This is a genomic window from Nocardioides ginsengisoli, from assembly GCF_039537225.1.
Classification (GTDB): domain Bacteria; phylum Actinomycetota; class Actinomycetes; order Propionibacteriales; family Nocardioidaceae; genus Nocardioides; species Nocardioides ginsengisoli.
Genome location: NZ_BAABAC010000028.1, coordinates 49,983 through 74,303, shown reverse-complemented (window position 1 = coordinate 74,303; position 24,321 = coordinate 49,983). Strand labels below are relative to the sequence as shown.

The 24,321-nt window shown below is 70.1% G+C and carries 25 protein-coding genes and 2 tRNA genes; 16 read left to right on the top strand and 11 right to left on the bottom strand.

Translation table 11 applies throughout. The features are described from left to right. The first annotated feature begins 88 nt into the window (after positions 1-88). Both trxB and trxA read left to right on the top strand, forming a co-directional pair. Entirely contained in the window at positions 89-1,063 is a 975-nt protein-coding gene (gene trxB / locus AB4880_RS16570) for a thioredoxin-disulfide reductase (protein ID WP_367920320.1), read from the top strand. 94 nt (positions 1,064-1,157) lie between these two features. Further along, complete coding sequence (gene trxA, locus AB4880_RS16565) at positions 1,158-1,487, top strand: thioredoxin (RefSeq protein ID WP_367920319.1); 330 nt, start codon at positions 1,158-1,160, stop codon at positions 1,485-1,487. 97 nt (positions 1,488-1,584) lie between these two features. On the opposite strand, the gene AB4880_RS16560 is transcribed toward trxA, so the two are convergent. Beyond that, positions 1,585-2,253: a GNAT family N-acetyltransferase gene (locus AB4880_RS16560; protein ID WP_367920318.1), complete on the bottom strand. Its 669-nt coding sequence runs from the start codon at positions 2,251-2,253 to the stop codon at positions 1,585-1,587. A gap of 53 nt (positions 2,254-2,306) precedes the next feature. Between AB4880_RS16560 and AB4880_RS16555 the strand changes: the two genes are divergently transcribed. Both AB4880_RS16555 and AB4880_RS16550 read left to right on the top strand, forming a co-directional pair. After that, positions 2,307-3,521 (top strand): pyridoxal phosphate-dependent aminotransferase, encoded by a 1,215-nt coding sequence (locus AB4880_RS16555; RefSeq protein ID WP_379229396.1) that lies wholly within the window; start codon positions 2,307-2,309, stop codon positions 3,519-3,521. A gap of 142 nt (positions 3,522-3,663) precedes the next feature. Next, positions 3,664-4,440 carry a lysophospholipid acyltransferase family protein gene (locus AB4880_RS16550; protein WP_367920316.1) on the top strand — a complete coding sequence of 259 codons (777 nt, stop codon included), beginning with the start codon at positions 3,664-3,666 and terminating at the stop codon, positions 4,438-4,440. Positions 4,441-4,691: 251 nt separating this feature from the next. Here the strand turns inward: AB4880_RS16550 and AB4880_RS16545 are convergent, their stop codons facing one another. The 8 genes from AB4880_RS16545 to rpmH form a co-directional block, all read right to left on the bottom strand. After that, a complete protein-coding gene (locus tag AB4880_RS16545; protein ID WP_379229395.1) occupies positions 4,692-5,549 on the bottom strand; it encodes a ParB/RepB/Spo0J family partition protein in 858 nt (285 codons plus the stop codon). Between the two features lie 179 nt (positions 5,550-5,728). Continuing rightward, positions 5,729-6,700 carry a ParA family protein gene (locus tag AB4880_RS16540; protein ID WP_379229394.1) on the bottom strand — a complete coding sequence of 324 codons (972 nt, stop codon included), beginning with the start codon at positions 6,698-6,700 and terminating at the stop codon, positions 5,729-5,731. A 194-nt stretch (positions 6,701-6,894) separates the two neighbouring features. Further along, a complete protein-coding gene (rsmG, locus tag AB4880_RS16535) occupies positions 6,895-7,686 on the bottom strand; it encodes a 16S rRNA (guanine(527)-N(7))-methyltransferase RsmG (RefSeq protein WP_367920314.1) in 792 nt (263 codons plus the stop codon). Between the two features lie 31 nt (positions 7,687-7,717). Continuing rightward, positions 7,718-8,308 (bottom strand): Jag family protein, encoded by a 591-nt coding sequence (locus AB4880_RS16530; protein ID WP_367920313.1) that lies wholly within the window; start codon positions 8,306-8,308, stop codon positions 7,718-7,720. Beyond that, positions 8,305-9,357: a membrane protein insertase YidC gene (yidC, locus tag AB4880_RS16525; RefSeq protein ID WP_367920312.1), complete on the bottom strand. Its 1,053-nt coding sequence runs from the start codon at positions 9,355-9,357 to the stop codon at positions 8,305-8,307. The genes AB4880_RS16530 and yidC overlap by 4 nt, the downstream gene beginning before the upstream one ends. Positions 9,358-9,360: 3 nt before the next feature. Beyond that, positions 9,361-9,678, bottom strand: coding sequence for a membrane protein insertion efficiency factor YidD (yidD, locus tag AB4880_RS16520; RefSeq protein WP_367920311.1), 318 nt, complete (start codon positions 9,676-9,678; stop codon positions 9,361-9,363). A 5-nt stretch (positions 9,679-9,683) separates the two neighbouring features. After that, a complete protein-coding gene (gene rnpA / locus AB4880_RS16515) occupies positions 9,684-10,097 on the bottom strand; it encodes a ribonuclease P protein component (protein ID WP_367920310.1) in 414 nt (137 codons plus the stop codon). Between the two features lie 43 nt (positions 10,098-10,140). Continuing rightward, entirely contained in the window at positions 10,141-10,278 is a 138-nt protein-coding gene (gene rpmH / locus AB4880_RS16510) for a 50S ribosomal protein L34 (protein WP_075018668.1), read from the bottom strand. Positions 10,279-10,923: 645 nt separating this feature from the next. Between rpmH and dnaA the strand changes: the two genes are divergently transcribed. From dnaA to gnd, 3 genes are all read left to right on the top strand, one after another. Next, positions 10,924-12,447: a chromosomal replication initiator protein DnaA gene (gene dnaA, locus AB4880_RS16505; protein WP_367920340.1), complete on the top strand. Its 1,524-nt coding sequence runs from the start codon at positions 10,924-10,926 to the stop codon at positions 12,445-12,447. Between the two features lie 398 nt (positions 12,448-12,845). Next, on the top strand, positions 12,846-13,985 hold the full coding sequence (gene dnaN / locus AB4880_RS16500; RefSeq protein ID WP_379229399.1) for a DNA polymerase III subunit beta: 1,140 nt from the start codon (positions 12,846-12,848) through the stop codon (positions 13,983-13,985). Between the two features lie 73 nt (positions 13,986-14,058). Next, a complete protein-coding gene (gene gnd / locus AB4880_RS16495; protein ID WP_367920308.1) occupies positions 14,059-14,970 on the top strand; it encodes a phosphogluconate dehydrogenase (NAD(+)-dependent, decarboxylating) in 912 nt (303 codons plus the stop codon). Between the two features lies 1 nt (position 14,971). On the opposite strand, the gene AB4880_RS16490 is transcribed toward gnd, so the two are convergent. Together AB4880_RS16490 and AB4880_RS16485 are read right to left on the bottom strand one after the other, a co-directional pair. Beyond that, on the bottom strand, positions 14,972-15,388 hold the full coding sequence (locus AB4880_RS16490) for a DUF2752 domain-containing protein (RefSeq protein WP_367920307.1): 417 nt from the start codon (positions 15,386-15,388) through the stop codon (positions 14,972-14,974). A 19-nt stretch (positions 15,389-15,407) separates the two neighbouring features. Next, on the bottom strand, positions 15,408-15,923 hold the full coding sequence (locus tag AB4880_RS16485; protein WP_367920306.1) for an NINE protein: 516 nt from the start codon (positions 15,921-15,923) through the stop codon (positions 15,408-15,410). Positions 15,924-16,022: 99 nt separating this feature from the next. On the opposite strand from AB4880_RS16485, the gene recF reads away from it, so the two are divergent. The 9 genes from recF to AB4880_RS16440 all read left to right on the top strand — a co-directional run bounded on the left by recF (position 16,023) and on the right by AB4880_RS16440 (position 24,320). After that, on the top strand, positions 16,023-17,144 hold the full coding sequence (gene recF / locus AB4880_RS16480; protein WP_367920305.1) for a DNA replication/repair protein RecF: 1,122 nt from the start codon (positions 16,023-16,025) through the stop codon (positions 17,142-17,144). Beyond that, complete coding sequence (locus tag AB4880_RS16475; RefSeq protein WP_367920304.1) at positions 17,137-17,763, top strand: DciA family protein; 627 nt, start codon at positions 17,137-17,139, stop codon at positions 17,761-17,763. Before recF ends, AB4880_RS16475 begins: the two co-directional genes overlap by 8 nt. A 258-nt stretch (positions 17,764-18,021) precedes the next feature. Next, positions 18,022-20,157 (top strand): DNA topoisomerase (ATP-hydrolyzing) subunit B, encoded by a 2,136-nt coding sequence (gene gyrB / locus AB4880_RS16470; protein ID WP_367920303.1) that lies wholly within the window; start codon positions 18,022-18,024, stop codon positions 20,155-20,157. A 51-nt stretch (positions 20,158-20,208) separates the two neighbouring features. Next, positions 20,209-22,878: a DNA gyrase subunit A gene (gene gyrA / locus AB4880_RS16465; RefSeq protein ID WP_367920302.1), complete on the top strand. Its 2,670-nt coding sequence runs from the start codon at positions 20,209-20,211 to the stop codon at positions 22,876-22,878. Beyond that, positions 22,878-23,363, top strand: coding sequence for a DUF3566 domain-containing protein (locus AB4880_RS16460; RefSeq protein WP_367920301.1), 486 nt, complete (start codon positions 22,878-22,880; stop codon positions 23,361-23,363). Before gyrA ends, AB4880_RS16460 begins: the two co-directional genes overlap by 1 nt. A 91-nt stretch (positions 23,364-23,454) precedes the next feature. Beyond that, positions 23,455-23,528: transfer RNA gene (locus AB4880_RS16455), tRNA-Ile, on the top strand. A gap of 59 nt (positions 23,529-23,587) precedes the next feature. Continuing rightward, the gene (locus AB4880_RS16450) at positions 23,588-23,713 is read left to right on the top strand and encodes a DLW-39 family protein (protein WP_367920300.1); all 126 of its coding nucleotides are present in this window, start codon (positions 23,588-23,590) and stop codon (positions 23,711-23,713) included. A 32-nt stretch (positions 23,714-23,745) separates the two neighbouring features. Next, positions 23,746-23,821: transfer RNA gene (locus AB4880_RS16445), tRNA-Ala, on the top strand. A 286-nt stretch (positions 23,822-24,107) separates the two neighbouring features. Next, complete coding sequence (locus AB4880_RS16440; protein ID WP_367920299.1) at positions 24,108-24,320, top strand: DNA-binding protein; 213 nt, start codon at positions 24,108-24,110, stop codon at positions 24,318-24,320. The last annotated feature ends 1 nt before the right edge of the window (position 24,321 follow it).

Below are 24,321 nucleotides of genomic sequence, written 5' to 3'. Positions count from 1 at the left end.
GCAGCGGCCCGGACTCCCGTCCGGGAATGCCGCCGCCTACGATCGGGTTGCTCAGTTGCCGTTGTTTTTCCTTCTCCTGGGGAGCCCCATGTCCGACGTGACCACCTCCGAGACCCGCAATGTGATCGTCATCGGGTCCGGCCCGTCCGGTTACACCGCCGCGATCTACGCCGCCCGGGCGCAGCTGAAGCCCCTGGTCTTCGAGGGCTCCGTCACCGCCGGTGGCGCGCTGATGAACACCACCGAGGTCGAGAACTTCCCCGGCTTCCGCAACGGCATCCAGGGCCCCGAGCTGATGGACGAGATGCGGGCCCAGGCCGAGCGCTTCGGCGCCGAGCTGATCGCCGACGACGTCGTCGAGGTCGACCTCACCGGCGACATCAAGGTCGTCAAGACCGCCACCGACACCTACACCGCGCGCGCGGTGATCCTGTCGACGGGCTCGGGCTACCGCAAGCTCGACCTGCCCAACGAGGAGAAGCTGTCGGGCCGCGGTGTGTCCTACTGCGCTACCTGCGACGGCTTCTTCTTCCGCGAGCAGCACATCGCCGTCGTCGGCGGCGGCGACTCGGCCGTCGAGGAGGCCACCTTCCTCACCCGCTTCGGCTCGAAGGTCTCCCTGATCGTGCGCCGCGACGAGCTGCGCGCCTCCAAGATCATGCAGGAGCGCGCCTTCGCCGACCCCAAGCTCGAGATCGTGTGGAACTCGGTCGTCGAGTCCATCAACGGCGAGGACTCCCTCGAGTCGCTCACCCTCAAGGACACCGTCACCGGCGAGACGAGCGAGCTGCCCGCCACCGGCCTGTTCATCGCGATCGGCCACGAGCCGCGCTCCGAGCTGCTGGTCGGCCAGGTCGACCTCGACGACAACGGCTACGTGCTGGTCCAGCCCGGCTCGACGGCGACCAACATCCCCGGCGTCTTCGCTGCGGGCGACCTGGTCGACCACACCTACCGTCAGGCCATCACCGCCGCCGGCACCGGCTGCTCGGCCGCGCTCGACGCCGAGCGCTACATCGCCGTCCTCGACCACGCCGCGGCCACCGCGGCCGCGACCGCCTGACCCACCCGGAGCCGCGCGGCGGGGAATGTCTCGACGCCCGCGTAGGTTCAAGACACCAGACTTCTACGTTCAACCAGCTGAAGGAGCGCCACCCGTGGCCGACAACATCTCCGCCGTGACCGACGCCGAGTTCGACGCGCAGGTCCTCAAGTCCGACAAGCCCGTCCTCGTGGACTTCTGGGCCGAGTGGTGCGGCCCGTGCCGCCAGGTCGCCCCGATCCTCGACGAGATCGCCGGCGCCCACGGCGACAAGATCACGTTCTACAAGATGAACGTCGACGAGAACCCGGTCACCCCCGCGTCCTACCGCGTCACCGGCATCCCGACCATCAACGTCTACCAGGGCGGCGAGGTCGTGAAGACCATCGTCGGCGCCCGTCCGAAGGCCGCGATCCTCAACGAGCTCTCGGACTTCATTTCCTGATCCGCCGAGCGTGTCTCCGGCGTAGAGGGGGCAGCAAGCTGCCATCGCCGCCTCCCGCCACGCTGCCGGCACAGCACGTTCCAGAGCCCCCGTTCCCTCAGGAACGGGGGCTTCGTGCTTCCCGGGGCACCGGCGTCGGCACGTGCTTGGGCCGTCGTACGACGCCCACCAGGCGCTCCCAGGCCGCCTCGACCTCGCCGCGCCAGGTGACCAGCGAGCGCAGCTCCATCCGCATCCGGGGCGTACGCGGGTGCGGGCGGTGCGTCTTGAAGCCCACCCGGGCCAGGAAGTCCGCCGGCAGCACGCAGGCGGTGGGCCCGGTGACCGGCAGCCGCGGCGCCCGGCCGACGCGGGCGAACGCCTCCACCGCGCGGATCCCGTCGCGGCCGACCAGGTCGCGGGCCATGCCCTGGATCAGCAGCCGGCCGAGCCCGCCGCCGGTGTGCTCGGGGCGGATCCAGGCGGTGGTCAGCAGCACCGCGTCGCCCGACACCGGCGCGGTCGGGAAGGCGGCGACGCCGGGCACGAACGCCGCCGGGGCGTAGACCAGGTAGCCGACCGGCTCGCCGTCCACGAGCGCGACCCGGCCGCAGGAGCCCCACTCGCGCAGCACCTCGGAGATCCAGGCCTCCTTCTCGCGCGCCCGCTCCTCGGGCTCGAGGTGCTCGCGATGGACCGGCTCCCGCTCCCAGAACAGGCAGGTACGGCACGGCGCGCCGACGGCGTCGAGCAGGTCCAGGGTCAGCGGGAGCGTGGTCCGGGCCACACCTGATGCTACGCCGCGATATCCGGTGGCACCGACCTGAGAGAATGCCTCTCGTGCGCAAGATCCGCCAGAGCCAGAAGCTTCGCAACGTCCGCTACGACGTCCGGGGACCGATCCTCGTCGAGGCACAGCGCCTCGAGGCAGAGGGTCACAAGATCCTCAAGCTCAACATCGGCAACCCGGCACCCTTCGGCTTCGAGGCACCCGAGGCGATCGTCGCCGACATGGTGCACAACCTGCCTGACGCCCAGGGCTACAGCGACTCCCGCGGCATCTACTCCGCCCGCACCGCCGTCGCGCAGTACTACCAGTCGCGCGGGCTGAAGGAGACGGCCGTCGAGGACGTCTTCATCGGCAACGGCGTCTCCGAGATGATCTCCATGGTGCTGCAGGCGTTCGTCGACGACGGCAACGAGATCCTCGTCCCCTCGCCCGACTACCCGCTGTGGACGGGCGCGGTGTCGCTCTCCGGCGGCACGCCGGTGCACTACCGGTGCGACGAGGAGAACGGCTGGATGCCGGACCTCGAGGACATCGAGTCCAAGATCACCGAGAACACCCACGGCCTCGTCATCATCAACCCCAATAACCCCACGGGTGCCGTCTACAGCAAGGAGATGGTGGCCCAGCTCGTCGACATCGCCCGGCGCCACGACCTGGTCGTCTTCGCCGACGAGATCTACGAGAAGATCCTGTTCGAGGACGCCGTCCACCACCACGCGGCCGAGGCCGCCGGCAGCGACGTCCTGTGCCTCACCTTCAGCGGGCTCTCCAAGGCCTACCGGGTCTGCGGCTACCGCGCCGGCTGGGTGATGATCTCCGGCCCCAAGGAGATCGCCGAGGACTTCCTCGAGGGCCTCACCACGCTCTCCAACATGCGCATGTGCGCCAACGTCCCGGCGCAGCACGCGATCCAGACCGCGCTCGGCGGCTACCAGTCGATCAACGAGCTGATCGTCCCGGGCGGGCGCTTCTACGAGCAGGCCATGCTCGCCGACCGGCTGCTCAACGAGATCCCCGGCGTCACCTCGGTGCGTCCGCGCGGCGCGCTCTACTGCTTCCCCCGACTCGACCCCGAGATGTACCCGATCGAGGACGACGAGCAGTTCGTCATCGAGCTGCTGCGCGCCAAGAAGATCCTGGTCACCCACGGCACCGGCTTCAACTGGTTCGAGCCCGACCACTTCCGCCTGGTGACGCTGCCCGACGTCGACGTCCTCGAGGAGGCGATCGGCCGGATCGCGGAGTTCCTCGCCGCGCGTTTCTGACGCCCGCACCCCTCGCACACGCGACGGCCGTCTGCCCCCGGGCAGGCGGCCGTCGGCTTTTGTTCGCCCGGGGTGAAGATCGAGGGCGATTCTGCGCGACACGCAGTCGCGTTCTCTCAGGTTGGCCTGTCAGACTCCACCGGTGCTCGACATCACGTACCCGCCTGTCATCGTCACCGCCAAGGTGCTCTTCAAGCTGATGCGCCAGCGGGTGGTCGTCTCCGGCTCGGACTCGATCCCGCGCAAGGGTGGCGCCCTCCTCGCGATCAACCACACCGGCTACATCGACTTCATCTACGCCGGCGCCGGCGCCGAGCCGCGCAACCGCCTGGTCCGGTTCATGATCAAGAAGGAGATGATGGACAAGCCGGGCGTGGGTCACCTGCTGCGCTCGTTCCACCACATCCGCGTCGACCGGTCCTCGGGCGTGCAGTCGATGAAGGACGCGCTGGCCTACCTCAAGGCCGGCGAGGTGGTCGGGATCTACCCCGAGGCCACCATCTCCCGCTCCTTCGAGATCAAGGAGCTCAAGTCGGGCGCCGCACGGATCGCCGCCGACGCCGGCGTCCCGCTGATCCCCGTCATCGTCTGGGGCGCGCACCGGCTGATGACCAAGGACCACCCCAAGGACTTCTCGCGCTCGCCCAAGACCATCGTCGTCAAGGTCGGCGAGCCGATCTACCCGACCGGTGAGGACACGACCGCCGAGACGGCCGAGCTCCGCGCCGCGATGCAGCGGATGCTCGACGAGGTGATCGCGGAGTACCCCGAGGCCGAGAAGGCGCCGGGCTCCTGGTGGACGCCGGCCCGCTTCGGTGGCGGCGCCCCCACGCCGGAGGAGGCCGACAAGCTGGACCGCGAGGAGCTGCGCGCTCGCGCCGCCCGCCGCGCCGCCAAGTCCGCGGCCAAGAAGGGCTGACCACCCCCGCTCACCCGAGGCCCGGCGTCGTCACCGTGACGACGCCGGGCCTCGTTGTTTCACGGGAAACAAGCGGCGAGATGCGCGTCGCAGTCCGTTCCACGCCTGAGTGACGGTCGATCTATCGCCTTATCGATGTGTCGTCATGGCGACTTGTCGACAAATAAACAGCGCCCCGGTACGCCGTACCGGGGCGCTGGGCTGCTGCGGAGCCCACAGCGGGCGTGCAGCGGGCGTGCTGGGGGGAGCGATCAGATCGGCCGGTCCTGGCGGTTGCGCGGGTCGATCAGGTCGACGATGCGCTGCAGGTCGCCGGTGTTGGCGAACTCGATGCTGATCCGCCCCTTGGCCTTGCCGAGGTCGATCTTGACCCGGGTCTCCAGCCGGTCGCCGAGGCGCTCGGAAAGCTCGCCGAGTCCGGGGGCCTGGGGCTTGGCGCGGCGCGGCTTGGGCGCCGTACCGCCGATGCCGTCGCCGACCGCCACGATCTCCTCGAGGCCGCGGACAGAGATCCCCTCGGCGACGACCCGCTGGGCGAGGCGGTCCTGCTGCTCCGCGTCACCGACGCCCAGCAGGGCGCGTGCGTGGCCGGCGGACAGGACGCCGGCGGCAACGCGGCGCTGGACGGCGGGGGAGAGCTTGAGCAGGCGCAGCGTGTTGCTGATCTGCGGGCGCGAGCGACCGATCCGCTGGGCCAGCTCGTCGTGGGTGCAGGAGAAGTCCTCGAGCAGCTGGTGGTAGGCGGCCGCCTCCTCCAGCGGGTTGAGGTTGCTGCGGTGCAGGTTCTCCAGCAGCGCGTCGCGGAGCATGTCGGTGTCGTCGGTCTCGCGCACGATCGCCGGGATCGTGTCGAGGCCGGCGGCCTGGGTGGCGCGCCACCGGCGCTCGCCCATGACCAGCTCGTAGGCGTCGGCGCCCGTCTTGCGGACGACGACGGGCTGCAGCAGGCCGATCTCCTTGATGGAGTGGACCAGCTCGGCCATCGCCTCCTCGTCGAAGACGGTCCGCGGGTTGACCGCATTGGGTCGGATCGACCCGACGGGCAGCTCGGCGAAGTAGGCCCCGTCGACGGCCCGCAGAGCCGAATCTTCGATCTGAGAGCCGTTCACCGGGTGGGTGGACCCAGGGGCCACCGATGCGCCAGAAGGCGCTCCAGCGGCAAAGTCCGCATGCTGGTCATTCGAGTTGACTACAGCGGTGTCATTCCCGTTGGTCGGGGCCGGCGGGGGTGCCGTCGGGATGAGCGATCCGAGGCCACGGCCGAGGCCACGGCGGGGGGCACCTGCGTTCACGAAAGACTCCCTCGGACGACGATCTCGCGCGCCGCTTCGAGGTAGCTCAGCGCGCCCGGTGAGCCCGGATCGTAGGTCATCACGGTCTGCCCGTACGACGGCGCCTCGGACACGCGCACCGACCGCGGGATGGCGGTCTTGAGCACCTGGTCGCCGAAGTGCTCGCGCACCTCCGCCGCGACACCGGCGGCGAGCCGGGTCCGGGCGTCGAACATGGTGAGCACGATGGTCGACACGGCGAGGTCGGGGTTGAGGTGCGCGCGCACCATGTCGACCGTGGAGAGCAGCTGGCCGAGCCCCTCGAGGGCGTAGTACTCCGCCTGGATCGGGATCAGCATCTCCGCGCCCGCGACGAGCGCGTTGAGCGTGAGCAGGCCGAGCGAGGGCGGACAGTCGATGAAGACGTAGTCGAACCGCTCCTCGCCGATCACCTCGGCGGTGCCGATGCGGGGGTGGGCGTCGAGCGCCTTCTTCAGCCGCTGCTCGCGGGCCACGACGCTGACCAGCTCGATCTCGGCTCCGGCCAGGTCGATGGTCGCGGGGACCACCCAGAGGCCGGCCGCGTCGGGGCAGGGCTGGACGATGTCGGCGATCTGCACGCCGTCGACCAGCAGCTCGTACGACGACGGCGTGCCCTGCCGGTGCTCGATGTTGAGCGCCGTGGAGGCGTTGCCCTGCGGGTCGAGGTCGATGACCAGGACGCGCTGCCCGAGCTGGGTCAGGGCGGCGGCCAGGTTGACCGTGGACGTCGTCTTGCCGACGCCGCCCTTCTGGTTGGCGACCACGAAGACGCGCGTCTCGGAGGGACGGCTCAGCTGCTCCTGCGGGATGCCCGCGCGGACCATGACGGTCGCCTGGGCGGCCCGGGCCAGGGGAGTGAGGTCGTCGTCCTCGGCGGCCGCGCGCTCAGCGAGCTGGGCCGCTGTCATCGGGGCGGCCGGAGCCGCGGGGGCCGTCGGCGCAGTCACGGTGTCCGTTTCACGTGAAACGGCGACGTCGACATCGACGTCCGAGGAGCCGGTTTCACGTGAAACCTCGTGCTCCATGGCCGAGGTGGCCACACCGCCGTTCTGTGGATAACTAGGGGCGGACTGTGGAGAGTCACGCTCAGCACCTGCCCCCGGACCGGTGGAAAACCCGGGACCAGGACCCAACGAGTCGCTCACGACTTCCTCCTCTTCTTCTTCGTCGAACCACGTCGCGACCCCCGAGAATCGCGCTGGCCACGAAGCGGCAACGATACGCGGGCCGGATCGGCCCACGACAGTCGGACGATGCGGATCGGCTCGACCGCGCCCTCGGCGGCGAGCTCCGCACCCAGCTCCTCGATGACGGCCGGAGCACAGCCGAGACGGGCGAGGGTCGGCGTCGCTTCGGCGACCTCCTCCTCGGCACTCGTCCCCTTCATCGCCAGCAGCGCCCCCTCGGGCGCAACCAGCGGCATGCACCAGGTCGCCAGCTTGTCGAGCGCCGCCACCGCGCGGGCGGTGACCACGTCGAAGCTCGCCGTCCCGTGGACCGCATCGGCGCGGCCCCGGATCACGGTCACGTTGTCGAGGCCCAGCTGATCGACGGCCTCCTCGAGGAAGGTCGTCCGGCGCAGCAGCGGCTCGATCAGCGTCACCCGGAGGTCGGCACGGGCGATCGCGAGAACCAGGCCAGGCAGGCCCGCTCCGGACCCGACGTCAGCGACGCTGGCGTCGGCGGGCAGGGCGGCGGCCAGCAGGCCGCAGTTGATCAGGTGCCGCTCCCACAGGCGCGGCGTCTCGCGGGGGCCGATGAGGCCGCGGACGACGCCGTCCGTGGCCAGCAGCTCGGCATACGCCAGCACGAGATCGAGGCGGTCGGCGGGGAAGACCTCACCCAGAACCGCCGGGGGTGACGGCAGCACCCCCGGGCCCTCGCGGTCCTCAGGACCGGGGGACACCGGGGGTGCCTTGTCGTCGTGTTTCACGTGAAACGTCGACTCCTACGGACCGGGACGCTCAGGCGTCCGCGGGCAGTACGACGACGTACCGGCGCGGCTCGACGCCCGCCGACTCCGAGCGCAGTCCGGCCGCGGCGACCGCGTCGTGCACGATCTTGCGCTCGAAGGGGGACATCGGCTCGAGGGAGACCGGCTCGCCCGAGCCGGCCACGGCCGCGGCGGTCTCGGCGCCGAGCTGGGTCAGCCGCGAGCGCTTGTCGGCGCGGTAGCCCGAGATGTCGAGCATCAGCCGCGAGCGCTCACCGGTCTCCCGGTAGACGGCCAGGCGGGTGAGCTCCTGCAGCGCCTCCAGGACCTTGCCGTCCTGGCCGACGAGCTGGGAGAGGTCGGCGCCGACGATGGAGACGGCCGCACGGTCCGCCTCGACGTCGATGTCGAGGTCGCCGTCGAGGTCGGCGATGTCGAGGAGCTCCTCGAGGTAGTCGGCCGCGATGTCGCCCTCCTGCTCGAGGCGGGAGACCCGGTCACCCTCGGCGGGCGCGTCCGCCTCGTCGCTCTCAACCTCGGTGTCGGTGTCGACCTCGGCGGTCTCGACGCTCTCGGCGTCCTCGTGCACGGCTGCGGTGTCGGTCTCGATCTCGGCGCTCACTTGCTGCCTTCCTCGTCGTTCGTGGTCTGGTCCGGGTTCGGCGACGGGTTCGCCTGGGTGCCGGAGGTGTTCGGGGGAGTGGTCCGCGGACCGCCCTTGCGCTGCGAGCGGCTCTGCCGCTTCGGCTGCTGCCGGACCGAGGGACGCTCCTCGATCTCGGGACGCTCCTCGACGACGGTCTCCGTCGCGGTGTGACCGTGCCTGGCGGCCTTGGCCTTGTCGCGCTCCACCTTGGCGGCGAAGGCCGGCGTACCGGGCGCGGGGTTGTTGCGGATGACGTAGAACTGCTGGCTCATCGTCCACAGGTTCGAGGTCGTCCAGTAGAGGAGGACGCCGATCGGGAAGGCGACACCACCGAGACCGAAGGCCACCGGGAGGATGTAGAGCAGCATCTTCTGCTGCTGGGCGTAGGGGCCGCTCATCGCCTCGGCCGGCATGTTCTTGGCCATCAGCTGGCGCTGCGTGGTGAACGTGGTGGCGGTCATCGCGAGCACCAGGAAGGCGGCGACGATCATCACCGCGGTGTTGGGGGTGTCGCCCCAGGTCCGCGATGCCCAGAAGTTGCCGTTGATCGGCAGGCTGCCGAAGATCTTCGACTCACCGAACTCGTGCGCCTTGGCGACGGTGAGGAAGCCGTGGGCGGTGTCGCTCTTGGTGGCGCCGGAGAGCAGGCGGAAGAGCGCGAAGAAGATCGGCATCTGCAGCAGGATCGGCAGACACGACGCGAACGGGTTGGTGCCCGCCTCGCGGTAGAGCTTCATCGTCTCCTCGGCCAGCTTCTGCCGGTCGTGGCCGTACTTCTTCTGCAGCTCCTTCACCTTGGGCTGCAGCAGCTGCATGTTGCGGCTGGACTTGATCTGCTTGACGAACAGCGGGATCAGCGCCGCCCGGATGACCAGCGTCAGGCCGATGATCGAGAGCGCCCAGGACAGACCGCCCTTGGGGTCCAGGAACAGGCTGAACAGCTCGTGCCAGCCGATGAGCACCGCCGAGATGATGTAGTACAGCGGCACCATGATGAAGTGGCCGATGTCGCCGATGAAACCCACGGATCAGGCTCCTTGCGGGGAGTGGTGGTCGCCGGCGACGGTCGCCGGGCGGAGGTCTTCAGAGTCGCGCTCGGTACGCGCGGGGGAGGGGTCGTCACCGTGGCGGTGGCGCGGCGGGACGTGGTCGACGCCGCCGGGCGCCCAGGGGTGACAGCGCAGCAGCCGTCGTACGGCGAGCCAGGTGCCCTTGATCGCGCCGTGCACCCGCAGCGCCTCGAGCGCGTACGCCGAGCACGACGGGTAGTAACGGCAGGTCGGGCCCAGCAGCGGGCTGATCACCAGCTGGTAGCCACGCACCAGCCCGATCAGCAGCCACGTCACGGGGTTCACCGCGCGGCCTCCGGCCCGCCCGCGCGCACGCGGTCGAGGCAGCGGTCGAGCTCGCGGGCCAGCGTCGGGTACGACGCGTCGGCCGCGGCCGGCTGGGCGCGCACGACGAGCACCGCCTCGGGCGGGAAGGCGAGCATTCGCTCGCGCATGAGGTGGCGCAGCCGGCGCTTGACCCGGTTGCGGACCACGGCGCCGCCGACGGCCTTGCTCACGACGAAGCCGACGCGAGCCGGACGCTCGTTCGGCTGCTCGTGAGGCTGCTCGTGAACACCCCCGGACATGCCGACAACCTGCTGCTCGTCAGCGAGTAGCAGGTGGACGACGAGGGTGCGCGACCCGGCACGACGGCCTTGGCGGCTGGCGGACCGGAAGAGCTCCGGTTCGGTCAGCCGCTGGCCGGCAGCGAGCACGTCAGCCCCACGGGAACCGCTGGGCGGACACGCTGATCCGTCCTCAGACGGACAGGCTCGAGCGGCCCTTCCGGCGACGGTTCGCCAGGATGGCGCGACCGGCGCGGGTGCGCATGCGCAGTCGGAAACCGTGCACCTTGTGACGGCGACGGTTGTTGGGCTGGTACGTCCGCTTGCTCACGAATCGGCCTCTCAAAGGTGGTGCAATGCTCGGGAAGGGTCATCACCGGCTTGCGGCAGCGACTCCGGTCAGGAGCCGAACAGCACGTCGGCCGGCACCGCGCAGCCACGAGGCCCTCACGGTTGCGAGATCGTCGTGGACATGCGGCACCGGTCGACTCCGGTTGACCAATCAACGGTACGCGGAGGCCGGATCAGGGGTCAAACCGACGCGTGCTTGGAGGTTCCTGCCGTGCGCCAGATCAAAACCTGTGGATAGCGGGTTGATCCCTCCCCACACGGGCCGTTAGGTTCGACCGATCCGGTCTTCCCCACCAGCTCCGGGCACCGCCGCCGACCCGCATCGTCACTGCACCCTCCGCCAGCTCGGGATTGTGCCTCTGACCTGCACGAACACCGTCGTCACGAGGCCTGGGGAATGGTCCCGGTTAGGTGTCGTCACTGCGATGATGCAACTCTTCACAACCTGTGGACAAACTTGTGGAGCAACCGGCCTTCCGTTGGTGTCGCTCCACCAGGACGTACGACGACCGACGAAAGAGGGAGCGGCGTGACCGGCAACCCGGATCAGCCCCAGGACGACACGAGCAGCGCGGGCGGCGCGGCGCCCGACACCCCGCCCGTCGACCCGGCCACCGCTCGCCTGGTGCAGGAGTGGGCCGCCGTCGTCGGCGATCTGCAGACCCACCAGCGCGCGTGGCTCCAGGCCAGCCGCCCGGTGACCCTGCACGGCACCACCGCGATCGTCGCCGTCCCCGACGACTTCACCCGCAAGCGGCTCGAGGGCCGGCTGCGCGGCGAGCTCGAGGACGCGCTCACCGACCGCTTCGGCCACGACGTCCAGCTCGCGGTGACCGTCGACGCGAGCCTGCGCCACGACGTCGGCTACGACACCACCTCCTACGACGACGGCACGTCGTACGACGCGCCGAGCTACGACGCCCCCGTGGCCACGGCCTACGAGCGCCCCCGCGAGGCCGAGGCGCCGGCCCCCGTCGCCGATCGACAGATCGATATGTCGACAAAGGGACAAAACGACACGTCGACCTATGTGCCCGCCTACGACAGCGCCCCGACGCCGCCCGACCTCGGCGCAGCCGCCGGCAGCGGTCCCTCGGCCACGCCCGCCGGCGAGTCGCGGCTCAACCCCAAGTACACCTTCGAGACCTTCGTCATCGGCTCCTCCAACCGCTTCCCGCACGCGGCGGCGGTGGCCGTGAGCGAGGCGCCGGGGCGCAGCTACAACCCGCTCCTGGTCTACGGCGAGTCCGGCCTGGGCAAGACCCACCTGCTGCACGCGATCGGCCACTACGTCCGCACGATCTATGCCGGCTCCAAGGTGCGCTACGTCTCCAGCGAGGAGTTCACCAACGAGTTCATCAACGCGATCCGCGACGACCGGCAGGACCGGTTCAAGCGGAAGTACCGCGACATCGACGTGCTCCTCATCGACGACATCCAGTTCCTCGAGGGCAAGACGCAGACGCAGGAGGAGTTCTTCCACACCTTCAACACGCTGCACAACGCCAACAAGCAGATCGTCCTCACCTCCGACCGCCCGCCCAAGCGGCTCGAGGCGCTCGAGGACCGGCTCCGCAACCGGTTCGAGTGGGGCCTGATCACCGACGTGCAGCCGCCCGACCTCGAGACCCGGATCGCGATCTTGCGCAAGAAGGCCGCGATGGACCGGCTCACCGCACCCTCCGACGTCCTCGAGTTCATCGCCTCGAAGATCCAGACCAACATCCGCGAGCTCGAGGGCGCGCTGATCCGGGTCACCGCGTTCGCCAACCTCAACCGCCAAGACGTCGACATGACGCTCGCCGAGATCGTCCTCAAGGACCTGATCCCCGAGGGCGGCGAGCCGGAGATCACCGCGTCGCTGATCATCGCCCAGACCGCGGCGTACTTCGGGCTCTCCATCGACGAGCTCACCGGACCCAGCCGCGGCCGTCACCTGGTGATGGCCCGGCAGATCGCGATGTACCTGTGCCGCGAGCTCACCGGGCTCTCGCTGCCCAAGATCGGCGCGCAGTTCGGCAACCGCGACCACACGACGGTGATGTACGCCGAGCGGAAGATCAACCAGCTGCTCGGTGAGCGCCGCGCGGTCTTCAACCAGGTCAGCGAGCTCACCAACCGGGTCAAGATGCAGGCGCGCCAGGGCTGAGCGACCTGTCGGCGGGCGATCTGTAGTCCGGTCGAACCACAGGAATCTGTCATCCGCCGCTGTGGAGAGAGCGGGGGAAATGGTGCGAACTACACGGGGAGGATTCCGTGGAGCCGCCAGTGCGGGCCTCCACAAGGGGGTCGTCGTCCACACCGAAGCTTGTGATTCCCGATTTCATCCACAACCGTCATCCACCGGTCATTCGGCCGTTCACCTGGGGAAACACATGTATTCCACAGTTTCCACCGCGCCTATGACCACTCCCTGACGACATACGCACCTCGATCGCCGGAACTCCTCCGAGCCCCATTCCTGTGGATCACACCCGCCCGGTGCCGCGCTCAGGGGCGACGTGGCAGGATGCAACTCCCATCCCACTCGTGAAGAGGTACGACGACGTGAAGTTCCGTGTCGAACGCGATGTCCTCGCCGACGCCGTCGCCTGGGCCGCGCGCAGCCTGCCCGTGCGCCCCAGCGCGCCCGTGCTCGCCGGACTCCTCATCGAGGCCGGCCGCGACGGCCTGGTGCTCTCGACGTTCGACTACGAGACCTCCGCCCGTGCGACGCTCGCCGCCGAGGTGAGCGACGAGGGCAAGGCGCTGGTCAGCGGCCGGCTGCTCGCCGACATCTGCCGCAGCCTGCCCAACAAGCCCGTCGAGCTGACCCTCGACGGCGCCCGGGTCTCACTGACCTGCGGCTCCTCGCGCTTCTCGCTGCAGACGATGCCCGTCGAGGACTACCCGACGATCCCCGAGATGCCGGCCGCGACCGGCACCGTGCCCAGCGACGCCTTCGCGCACGCCGTCGCCCAGGCGGTCACCGCCGCGGGTCGCGACGACATGCTGCCGGTGCTCACCGGCGTCCGGCTCGAGATCGAGGGCGAGACGATCGCGCTGCTCGCGACCGACCGCTTCCGCCTCTCGCAGCGCGAGCTGGCCTGGAACCCGGGCACCCCCGACGCCACGCTCGCCGCGCTGGTGCCGGCCAAGGTCCTCGGCGACACCGCCAAGTCGCTGACCGCGGGCCCCGAGGTGACGATCGCGCTGTCGGCGTCCGGCTCGGGCGACGGCATCATCGGCTTCGAGGGCACCGGCCCCGGCGGCGTACGTCGTACGACCACCCGCCTGCTCGACGGCGAGTTCCCCAAGGTCCGCAGCCTGTTCCCGACCGAGAAGCTGACCGTCGCCAAGATCGACCGGCAGGAGCTCATCGAGTCGGTCAAGCGCGTCTCGCTGGTCGCCGACCGCAACACCGCCGTCCAGCTGAGCTTCCGCGACGGCGCGCTGATCCTCGACGCCGGGTCGGGCGACGACGCCCAGGCGTCGGAGTCGGTCCCCGCCGAGATCCAGGGCGAGGACCTGGTCACCGGCTTCAACCCGAACTTCCTGCTCGACGGCCTCGGCGCGATCGACGAGGCGGTCGTCGAGCTCGCGTTCACCCAGGCGTCCAAGCCGGTCGTCATCAGCGGCACCGGCGACGAGGCCACCGAGGGCGCCTCGTTCCGCTACCTGCTGATGCCGCGCCGTCTGCTCAGCTGAGCGAGCGGCACCACCGGAGCAGGAACCGCCGACCGCCGTACGCCAGCCACGCAACCCGGAGGGAGATCCGCGCATGCACATCGGACTCGTAGGACTCGGCAAGATGGGCGGCAACATGCGCACCCGGCTGCGCGAGGCCGGGCACACGGTGGTCGGCTACGACCGCAATCCCGACCTGGCCGACGTCGACAGCCTGGCCGCGATGGTCGAGGCGCTGCCGGCGCCGAAGGTGGTCTGGGTGATGGTCCCGGCCGGCGACCCGACCCGCTCCACGGTCGCCGAGCTCAAGGAGCTGCTCGGCGAGGGCGACCTGGTCGTCGACGGCGGCAACTCCAAGTACACCGACGACGCCGAGAACGCCGCCTCGCTCGCCGAGAAGGGCATCGGCTTCGTCGACTGCGGCGTCTCCGGCGGCGTGTGGGGCCTGAAGAACGGCTACGCCCTCATGTGCGGCGGGTCGCCCGACGACATCGCCAAGGTGCAGCCGGCGTTCGACGCGCTCAAGCCCGCCGAGGGCGGCTTCGTCCACGCCGGCCCGACGCCGGGTGCCGGGCACTTCGCCAAGATGGTCCACAACGGCATCGAGTACGCGATGATGCAGGCTTACGCCGAGGGCTGGGAGCTGCTCGAGAAGGTCGACATCGTCGAGAACGTGCCCGACATCTTCGAGTCCTGGCGCCACGGCACCGTGATCCGCTCGTGGTTGCTCGACCTGCTCACCGAGGCGATCCAGAGCGACCAGCACCTCGACAAGCTGCGCGGCTACGCCGACGACTCGGGCGAGGGCCGCTGGACGGTGCAGGCGGCGATCGACAACGCCGTGCCGATGCACGTCATCGCGGCCTCGCTGTTCGCGCGCTTCAGCTCGCGGCAGGACGACAGCCCCGCGATGAAGGCGATCGCGGCGATGCGCAACCAGTTCGGCGGGCACGCCGTCCACACCGAGCCGCCCCCGGGCGGCGAGGCCAACCCGAACGGTCGCTGAGTCAGCCGAACGCGACGAGCGCCGCACGGACGACGGCGAAGCCGAGCCACGCGATCAGCACGATCCGCGCGGCCGGGTGCTTGACCAGCCGGTCGAGCGAGGGCGCCGGCTGCCGGCGCAGCCGCGCGCGGACCACGGCCACCGCGAGGCCGAGGACGACCAGCGCGAGCACCGGTCCGAAGGCGTTGGCGCTCACCGCGTGGTGCCACCAGCCGTGGGTGAGGTAGGTCCACGAGCGGGTCAGGCCGCAGCCGGGGCACGGCAGTCCGGTGATCCGCCGGAACGGGCAGATGACCGGCCCGTCCTCGATGTGGGCGGGCGCGAGCAGGGCGCTCACGCCCAGCGCGACGACACCGGCGGCCGCGACGAGTTCGGAGCTCGCGGGCCACCGGGTCGCCGGCGCGTGGGTGGTGCTCATCGATCCCTACGGCTGCGCGTCAGCGCAGCGGACGGCCCTGCGCGTCGGGGATCTTGCGCAGCGTGATCAAGATGGCGTCGATCAGCGACCAGATGCCGAGGCCGCCGCAGGTGAGCAGCTTGGCGACGCCCAGGCCGGTGTAGCCCAGGTAGAAGCGGTCGATGCCGAGCCCGCCGAGGAGCCAGGTGAAGATCAGCGTCATCACCCACTCCTTGTCGGAGAACAGCCCGGGGACGTCCTTGGCCAGGACGTACTGCTGGCTGTCGGCCGAGCGGACCGCGGTGTCGGCCTTGAGCTGGCCGGCGCGGGCCATCTGCGCGAGGGTGCCCATGTCGATGGGGCCCTGCTCCTGGCCGAGGTAGTTGATGTAGAACGGGCCGTTCGGCGCGCCGTAGCCGGCGGGGGCGCCGTAGCTACCGGGGCCACCGGGGCCGCCGGGAGCACCGGGCGCGCCGTACGCGGGCTGGCCGTAGCCCTGCGGGGGCTGCTGGCCCGGGTCGGGAGCGCCGTAGGGAGGGTTGGGTGGTTGCGTCATGCGGCTCAGCCTAGGGTGATCCGGCCGCGCTCAAACCTGATCCGCGCGAGCTTTGACCGAGTGATTCGGGGAGAATGGCGAGAGGAGGAGGTGAGGGCTGTGCACGTCGCACACCTGACGCTGCACGACTTCCGGTCGTACGCCGACATCGACGTCGCGCTCGAGCCCGGCGTCACCGCCTTCGTGGGGCGCAACGGCCAGGGCAAGACCAACCTCGTCGAGGCGGTCGACTACCTGTCCCGGCTGTCCTCGCACCGGGTCGCGACCGACGCCCCGCTGATCCGCGCCGGCGCCGACCAGGCGATCGTGCGCGCGGCCGTGGTCCGCGAGGGACGCACCGCGATCCTCGAGGTCGAGCTCAACCCGGGCCGCGCCAACCGGGCCCGGATCAACCGCTCGCCGCTCTCGCGGGCCCGCGACCTGGCGGGCATCGTCCGCACCGTCGTCTTCAGCCCCGAGGACCTGGCCCTGGTCAAGGGCGATCCCGGGCAGCGGCGCCGCTTCCTCGACGACCTGCTGGTGCTGCGCACCCCGCGCTACGCCGGCCTGCTCTCCGACTACGACCGGGTGCTCAAGCAGCGCAACACCCTGCTCAAGACGCTGTACGCCGCCCGCGGATCCTCCCGCGAGGCCGCGCTCGCCACCTTGGCGGTGTGGGACGACCACCTGGTCGCCACGGGCAGCGAGCTGCTCGCCGCCCGGCAGGCGCTGGCGGCCGACCTGACGCCGTACGTCGGGAAGGCCTACGAGGCCGTGGCCCGCGGCGCGTCGCGCGACGACGCCCGGATTGCCTACCAGGCAACCGTGCCCGAGGCCACGCCCGAGGCCTTCCGCGACGAGCTGGCCCGCCGGCAGTCCGACGAGATCGGCCGCGGGCTCACCCTGGTCGGCCCCCACCGCGACGACCTGCTGCTCACGCTCGGGCCGGGCGACGACCAGCGGCTGCCGGTGCGCGGCTACGCCAGCCACGGCGAGTCGTGGTCGTTCGCGCTCGCGCTGCGGCTGGCGTCGTACGACCTGCTGCGGGCCGACGGCGACGACCCGATCCTGATCCTCGACGACGTCTTCGCCGAGCTCGACGCCGAGCGGCGGGTCCAGCTCGCCGAGCTGGTCGCCGGCGCCGAGCAGGTGCTGGTCACCGCGGCGGTCGCGGCCGACGTCCCGGCGCAGCTGGCGGGCGCCACCTTCCACGTCGCCGCGGGGGAGGTGACCCGTGGCTGAGCTCGATGGGCCCGACGAGACCGCTGGGCCCGACGAGACCGATGAGAGCGTCGAGGAGGAGGTCGAGGAGCACCGCCCCGACGGGCTCGACCTGGCCCGCACCCTGATGCTCGGCACCGCCGGGGCGAGTACGACGCCCGCCCGGCGGATCCCGCGCCGCAGCTCGTCGTCCGGCTCCGGCAGCGGTTCGGGCTCGACGTGGACGCCCGGCCGCCGGCGCAACCGCGGCGAGGCCCAGCTCAGCGGCGCCCATCCCGACGGGCGCGACCCGCAGGGCCTCGGCTCCGAGGTCGACCGGCTCATCGACGGCCGCGGCTGGGGCCTCGACCTGCAGGTCCGCGGCGTCTTCGCCCGCTGGACCGAGATCGTCGGCCCCGAGATCGGCGCCCACTCCACCCCGGAGTCGCTGACCGACGGCACGCTCGTCGTCCGCACCGACTCCACGGCATGGGCGACCCAGCTCAAGCTGCTCGCCGCGTCGGTGGTCAAGCGGCTCAACGAGGAGCTCGGCGCGGGGACGGTCACCGTGGTCGAGGTCCTGGGTCCGCACGCCCCCAGCTGGAAGCACGGACGACGCAAGGCGCCCGGCAGTCGAGGGCCCCGCGACACCTACGGCTGATCGGGGGCCTCGGCGGCCCTGTCGGCGTACAGGGAGTCAGCCGACCCCCTGCGCGGCGCTCCGAACCGCCTTTCTGGGCCGTTGAGCGACATATTTCCTCGCCGGTCACCTCCGCGTCGAGGGTTGCCTACGTGTCTGAAGGCTCTCAGACGGCTAGAATGGATCATCGGCCGGGAACGCGTCTCGGGACGCTCGACTCGGCCTTCGCCATGCCTGCGCACGGCGACCCTGCTGTCGACCAAGTGAATGAGGTCCCGCGTGTCCACTGACGACCAGTCTCCCCAGGTCGTGCCCGAGGTCCCCGAGACCCCGGACCCCACTCCGACGGCCAGCACCTCCGAGGTCACCGCCGAGTACGACGCCTCCGCGATCCAGGTCCTCGAGGGCCTCGAGGCGGTGCGCAAGCGACCCGGCATGTACATCGGCTCCACCGGCGCGCGCGGTCTGCACCACCTGATCTGGGAGATCGTCGACAACGCGGTCGACGAGTCGCTCGCCGGCTACTGCGACACGATCAAGGTGACGCTCAACCCCGACGGCTCGGTCAGCGTCGCCGACAACGGCCGCGGCATCCCGACCGACACCGCGCCGGGCCAGGAGCTGCCGGCCGCGACGCTGGCGCTCACCGTGCTGCACGCGGGCGGAAAGTTCGGCGGCGGCGGCTACAAGGTCTCCGGCGGTCTGCACGGCGTCGGCTCCTCGGTCGTCAACGCGCTCTCGACGCGGCTGCGCCTGGAGGTCAAGAACCGCGGCTTCGTCTGGGAGCAGGAGTTCTCCCTCGGCACGCCCGACTACCCGCTGCGCCAGGTCCGCCCGCTCGAGGACGGCGAGCGCACCGGCACCACCGTCACCTGGTTCGCCTCGCCCGAGATCTTCGAGACCACCGACTACGACCTCGAGACGATCTCGACCCGGTTCCGCGAGATGGCCTTCCTCAACAAGGGCCTGCGGATCGAGCTGCGCGACGCGCGGCCCAAGGCCGAGGAGCTCGTCGAGGCGGTCGAGGACGGCACCTCCGACGTCGAGGGTGTCGCCGAGGACGCGTCCGCCGTCCACGCCGCCGACGTCGACGGGCACCGCGCGCTGGAGCAGGTGTTCCAGTACGAGCGCGGCCTGGCCGACTACGTGGACTTCCTCAACCGCCGCAAGACGCCGATCAGCACGATCATCGCGGCCGAGGCCGACACCGGCGACGACGTCCCCAACCCGATGAGCCTCGAGCTGGCCATGCAGTGGCAGGCCTCGTCCTACAACGAGTCGGTCCACACCTTCGCCAACACGATCAACACCCCCGAGGGCGGCACTCACGAGGAGGGCTTCCGCGCCGCGCTCACCTCGCTGGTCAACCGGTGGGGCGAGGAGTGGGGCCTGATCAAGAAGAAGGAGGACCGGCTGACCGGTGACGACATCCGCGAGGGTCTCACCGCGATCATCAGCCTGAAGATCTCCAACCCGCAGTTCGAGGGTCAGACCAAGGCCAAGCTCGGCAACACCGAGGCCAAGGGCTTCGTGCAGTCGGTCGTCAACGACCAGCTCGGCGCCTGGCTGGAGCAGAACCCCAACGAGGGCAAGGAGATCATCCGCAAGGCGCAGGCCGCGGCCACCGCGCGGATCGCCGCGCGCAAGGCGCGCGACCTGGCCCGCAACCGCAAGGGCCTGCTCGGCGGCGGCGGGCTCCCGGGCAAGCTGCGCGACTGCAGCTCGCGCAACCCCGAGGAGTGCGAGGTCTTCATCGTCGAGGGTGACTCGGCCGGCGGCTCGGCGGTCATGGGCCGCGAGAACCGGATCCAGGCGATCCTCCCGATCCGCGGAAAGATCCTCAACGTCGAGAAGGCGCGCCTCGACAAGGTCCTGGCCAACCAGGAGGTCCAGGCGATCATCTCCGCGCTCGGCACGGGCGTGCACGAGGAGTTCGACCTCGCCAAGCTGCGCTATCACAAGATCGTGCTGATGGCCGACGCCGACGTCGACGGCCACCACATCAACACGCTGCTGCTGACCCTGCTGTTCCGCTTCATGCGCCCGCTCATCGAGGCCGGGCACGTCTACCTGGCGCAGCCGCCGCTCTACCGGATCAAGTGGAACAAGCCGCACGAGCACGAGTTCGTCTACTCCGACGCCGAGCGCGACGCGGTCATGCGCGACGGTCTCGAGCAGGGCAAGAAGCTGCCCAAGGAAGCGCCGATCCAGCGCTACAAGGGTCTGGGCGAGATGAACGCCGACGAGCTGTGGGAGACCACGCTCGACCCCGACCAGCGGGTGCTGCTGCAGGTGACCCTGGAGGACGCCGCCCAGGCCGACGAGATCTTCTCGATCCTCATGGGCGAGGACGTCGACCAGCGGCGCTCCTTCATCCAGCGCAACGCCAAGGACGTCCGCTTCCTCGATATCTAGGTCTCTAGAAGCATTCCTAGATTTCGATAGAACGAGCCAGAGAGAGCAAACGTGACGGAAACCCAGAGCAACCTCGGTGAGGGCGCCGGCGGCGGTCGGATCCAGCCCGTCGACCTGCAGGAGTCGATGAAGCGCTCCTACATCGACTACGCGATGGCGGTCATCGTCGGCCGCGCGCTGCCCGACGTACGCGACGGACTCAAGCCGGTGCACCGCCGCGTCCTCTACGCGATGTACGACGGCGGCTACCGCCCCGACCGCGGCTTCAACAAGTGCGCCCGCGTCGTCGGCGACGTCATGGGTAACTACCACCCCCACGGCGACACCGCGATCTACGACACCCTGGTGCGCCTCGCGCAGCCGTGGGTGATGCGCAACCCGCTCGTCAGCGGTCAGGGCAACTTCGGCTCGCCGGGCAACGACCCGGCCGCGGCCATGCGGTACACCGAGTGCCGGATGGCGCCGCTGGCCATGGAGATGGTCCGGGGCATCGACGAAGAGACCGTCGACATGACCCCCAACTACGACGGCAAGACCGAGGAGCCGACGATCCTGCCGGCCCGGTTCCCCAACCTGCTGGTCAACGGCTCGGCCGGCATCGCGGTCGGCATGGCGACCAACATCCCGCCGCACAACCTGCGCGAGGTCGCCGAGGGCGCGGTCTGGGCGCTCGAGCACCCCGACGCCACCCGCGAGGAGCTGCAGGACGCGCTCATCGAGCGGATCAAGGGCCCCGACTTCCCCAACGGCGCCCTCATCGTGGGCCGCGAGGGCATCGAGCAGGCCTACCGCACCGGCCGCGGCTCGATCACCCAGCGCGCGGTCATCGAGGTCGACGAGGACAAGTCCGGCCGCACCGTCCTGGTGATCACCGACCTGCCCTACATGGTCAACCCCGACAACCTGCTGGTGAAGATCGCCGAGCTGGCCGACGCCGGCAAGGTGCAGGGCATCAGCGACGTCCGCAACGAGACGTCCTCGCGCGTGGGGCAGCGGATCGTCGTCGTCCTCAAGCGCGACGCCGTGGCGCGCGTCGTCCTCAACAACCTGCTCAAGCACACCGAGCTGCAGACCAACTTCTCGGCCAACATGCTCGCGCTCGTCGACGGCGTCCCGCGGACGCTGACCGTCGACCAGTTCATCAGCAACTGGGTCGAGCACCAGATCGAGGTCATCCGCAGGCGCACCGAGTATCGCCTGCGCAAGGCCGAGGAGCGGGCTCACATCCTGCGTGGTCTGGTCAAGGCGCTCGACGCGCTGGACGAGGTCATCGCCCTGATCCGGCGCTCGCCCGACGTCGCCGAGGCCCGGGTGGGCCTGATGGAGCTGCTCGAGATCGACGAGCTCCAGGCCACCGCCATCCTCGACATGCAGCTGCGCTCGCTGGCGGCCCTGCAGCGGCAGAAGATCATCGACGAGCTCGCCGAGCTCGAGCTGACCATCGCCGACCTCGAGGACATCCTCGCCAACGTCGCGCGGCAGCGGCAGATCGTCATCGAAGAGCTCGGCGTCATCGTCGAGAAGTACGGCGACGACCGCCGCACCCAGATCATCGCGGCCGCCGGCGACATGTCCATGGAGGACCTGATCCCCGACGACGACCAGGTCGTCTCGATCACGCGCGGTGGCTACGCCAAGCGCACCCGCGCCGACCAGTACCGCACCCAGAAGCGCGGTGGCAAGGGCGTGCGCGGCGCCTCGCTGCGCGGCGACGACGTCGTCGAGCACTTCATCGCGACCACCTCGCACCACTGGCTGCTGTTCTTCACCACGGCCGGCCGGGTCTACCGGACCAAGGTCTACAACCTGCCCGAGGCCTCGCGCGACGCGAAGGGCGGCCACGTCGCCGGCCTGCTGTCGTTCCAGCCCGACGAGTCCATCGCCCAGGTGCTGGCGATCCGCGACTACGAGCAGGCGCCGTACCTGGTGCTGGCCACGCGCAGCGGCCTGGTCAAGAAGACCCGCCTGGGCGACTACAACAGCCCGCGCCAGGCCGGAGTCATCGCGATCAACTTCCGCGAGGACGACGACGAGCTGATCGGCGCCGAGCTGGTGAGCGGCGACGACTCGATCCTGCTGGTCTCGCGCAAGGGCCAGTCGATCCGGTTCAACGCCGACGACGAGCAGCTGCGGCCGATGGGCCGGGCGACGTCCGGTGTGACCGGCATGAAGTTCCGCGACGGCGACGCGCTGCTGTCGCTGAGCGTGATCCGGGCCGCCGACGCCGCGCACGAGGAGTCGGACGAGAACATCCAGTACGTCTTCACCATCACCGACGGCGGCTTCGCCAAGCGGACCCGGATCTCGGAGTACAAGGTCCAGGGCCGCGGCGGTCTCGGCGTCAAGGCGATGGCCCTGGCCAACGAGGACCGCGGCTCGCTGGTGGGCGCGTTCATCGTCGTCGACGGCGACGAGGTGCTCTCGATCACCCAGTCCGGCCAGGTGGTGCGCAGCCCCATCAACGACGACTTCCGCCCCACCGGTCGCTCGACCCAGGGTGTGAAGTTCGTCAGCCCGAAGAAGGGCGACGCGGTCGCCGTCGTCGCCCGCTCCGTGGAGGCCAAGGAGGCCGACGAGGAGGGCGAGGAGACCGCCGAGGGTGTGCCGACGGAATCGCCCGTTCAGGGTTCGGATGCCACAATCGAAGGATCCGAGAGCCCGGAGACGGGTGCCGAGGGGGCGTCCGACGAGTCGACCGCCCCAGGAGAGAGTGAGAGCTGATGACCGAACGCGTCGAGGACACCGTGGTCCGGCCGGCGGCACCGCCCGCACGCCCGGACGGCGCCTCGGCGACCGGTCCGGTCCCGGCGGCCCCCGCCGCCGGGCGCGGCCGCACCCCGCGCCGGGCGCGGCTGCGGATCACCCGGATCGACCCGTGGTCGGTCATGAAGACGTCGTTCCTGCTGTCCATCGCGTTCGCGGTCGTCACCGTGGTCGCGGTCGCGATGGTCTGGCAGGTCCTCGGCGCCGCCGGCGTCTGGGACTCGATCAACTCCACGATCCAGGAGGGCATCGGCGGCAAGGACGTCGCGTCCTTCCGGATCGAGGACTACGTCGGCACCAGCCGCGTCCTGGGCTTCACCATGCTCGTCGCGGCCATCGACGTCGTCCTGATCACGGCGGCCTCGACCCTCGTCGCCTTCCTCTACAACATGTCCGCGGCACTGCTCGGCGGCGTCGAGATCACCCTCGCCGAGGACGCCTGACGCCCCCGTTTTGTTGCTGGCTCGCCTGCTCCGGTAGTGTCTGTCCTCGGCTCGCTGCCGCGGGGCTTCCACCCAGAGCGGCTTGCCACCCGGGCCTATAGCTCAGACGGTTAGAGCACCACACTGATAATGTGGGGGTCAGAGGTTCAAGTCCTCTTAGGCCCACAGCAAGCCCCGGCCGCGGTCACGCGGACCGGGGCTTCTTTGGAAGAAGGAGCGAAGCAGTGAAGAAGATTCTTCTCGCAGTCCTCGCCGCCGCCGGCGTCGTCCTCGCCGGCCGCAAGCTCCAGGAGAGCAAGGCCGAGCAGGCCCTGTGGGCCGAGGCCACCGACACGCTCCCGAAGAACTGAACACCTCGCCCGGCCGTCGTACGGCCGGGCAGGGGGCCTTGGCGCAATTGGTAGCGCACCTGCTTTGCAAGCAGGGGGTTAGGGGTTCGAGTCCCCTAGGCTCCACCACCTGAAACCGCAGGTCAGCCTGCGGTTTCTTTCATTTCAGGAGTGCTCTGGTTCGGTTCGGGATCGGGCGTTAGGGGGACTGCAGGGGAAAGGACCTCGCCAGCACGACCCGCCCGAGCAGCCCCGGCATTCACCGCTGACCAAATTCGTCCGCAGGTGATCGCTGCGGACCTCGTCCAGCACATAGGTGACTGGAAGAGGCCGCAGATGTCCCATCCAGAGCGGTCGCGGCTGCTTCTCCCGACGTGAGCGCCAACCGGGTGCTCGCGACACCAAGGAGATCGAGATGACGATCAAACCGCTGGGCGTCCCCGACGAATGGGACGACAACCACATCCTCATGTTCGAGGAGTTCTGCGCATTCATCCGTACGCCGCAACGCACCGTCCGCGAGTGGCGCCGCCTCAGGCGCGGCCCGCGGTGGTGGCGTTTCAACGGCAACGGCCGCCTCTACACGACCGTCGCCGAGCTGCGCCGCTTCCTCAAGGCCGGTGAGTGAG